Consider the following 1,438-nt stretch of genomic DNA (forward strand, 5'->3'; position numbering starts at 1 on the left):
CTGTCTCGTCCTAAAAAAAGTTTACAGTTTTTAGATTAATCCTGTAATGAGTTTACAGGTTGATTTGTGTCCTGAATTAGCTTTACAATTTTACTGTTTTTATCATAATAGTTTTTCCATAATTTTTCTGTTTTTAGGTTGTTTTGATGAACAGTTTCCGGTGTTAGCATGCCGATACTAAAATGAGGCCTTTGATCATTATATAATGCAACGGCTGTTTCTAATTGCTTTTTGGCTTCTTTGATATTAACGACATGAAAGTATTTAAGATATTCATTTTTCAGGATGCCGTTTATTCTTTCGGCTATGGCATTTTCCAACGGATCACCATTTTCAGTCATACTGATCTGTATTTTATTATCCTGCAATAGCTTTACATAATCAGCAGCGCAATATTGTACACCCCGGTCTGAATGATGAATCAATTGCTCAAGGTTTCTTCCGGTAACACCTTTTAAAGCCATTTTCAATGCTTTTATAGTTTCTACACTTTCCAATGTTTCAGCAACATGATAACCTACTATTTTATGTGAATAGGCATCAGTAATAAAACTGATATAAGCATGTCGTGACCCGATTTTCCAGTAAGTAATATCGCTTACCCACAGTTCGTTTACATTGCTTAATTTCTTGTCCCTGATTAGGTTAGGCCATTTTCTTAACCAATGATTGGAAAAGGTTGTAACCGTATGCCTTCGTCTTCTTTTAATAAGCAAACCATTGTCAGCCAATAGGTTAAATAACGCGTCCCTTCCCATTTTGATCTGATGATCAAGCAGAAAAGGATGGAGTATTTCATATAATTTCCTGCCACCCATACACCGGTGATGTTTGCGAATTTGAGACACCTGTGCTAAAACCAGGCTTTCCGCCACACTAACGCATTCCTGATGCCAGAAATGCTGATAATAGGCTTGACGGGTGACACCAAGTAACCGACAGAGCCGGACCAAACTGATCCGGGTGTAACTGTCTTTCATCTCATGGATTACCTGGTAACTTACTTTTTTCGGATCGGGATATTAAGCTCTTTCTCGGCAATATCGATCATGCGCTTATAAGCTTCAGAACGAAGTTGTTCATCTTCTAACAATCGCTCTAATTCCTTTACGCGTTGTTCGAGCGTTTGATCGGATGAGGGTGTGCGCTTATTGGTCTTCTTTGACGCCAAATCAAGTTGGGTTTTGATATCCAAATATGGCACTTTCTGATGGATATCCACATAACCTAATTGCTTTAACCAGGTTTGAATAGCACTACGGTATTTAATGTTATACTTAGCTAATAAATGACTTTTGGGAACCCCTGTACGTAAATACTCATCACATACTTTTCGCTTAAATGGTTCATTAAAAACCTGTGAAGCTAAACGCTCCTTCCTTGTCTTTTGTCCTTTCATTTTTGTTTACTTAGTGTAAACCTATTTCAGGACAAGACA

General features: G+C 37.5%; 2 protein-coding genes. Both read right to left on the bottom strand.

What is annotated here, in order from left to right:
* Positions 1-35: 35 nt before the first annotated feature.
* Positions 36-989 carry an IS3 family transposase gene (locus tag QWZ17_RS23285; RefSeq protein WP_290307724.1) on the bottom strand — a complete coding sequence of 318 codons (954 nt, stop codon included), beginning with the start codon at positions 987-989 and terminating at the stop codon, positions 36-38.
* Between the two features lie 11 nt (positions 990-1,000).
* Entirely contained in the window at positions 1,001-1,399 is a 399-nt protein-coding gene (locus QWZ17_RS23290) for a hypothetical protein (protein ID WP_290307723.1), read from the bottom strand.
* Between the last annotated feature and the right edge of the window lie 39 nt (positions 1,400-1,438).

The organism is Mucilaginibacter flavus, from assembly GCF_030409315.1.
Lineage (GTDB): Bacteria > Bacteroidota > Bacteroidia > Sphingobacteriales > Sphingobacteriaceae > Mucilaginibacter > Mucilaginibacter flavus.

What these genes read in the sequence shown, in the direction of transcription:
- QWZ17_RS23290 (WP_290307723.1), bottom strand. Translation starts at nt 1,399, where the DNA reads ATGAAAGGACAAAAGACAAGGAAGGAGCGTTTAGCTTCACAGGTTTTT.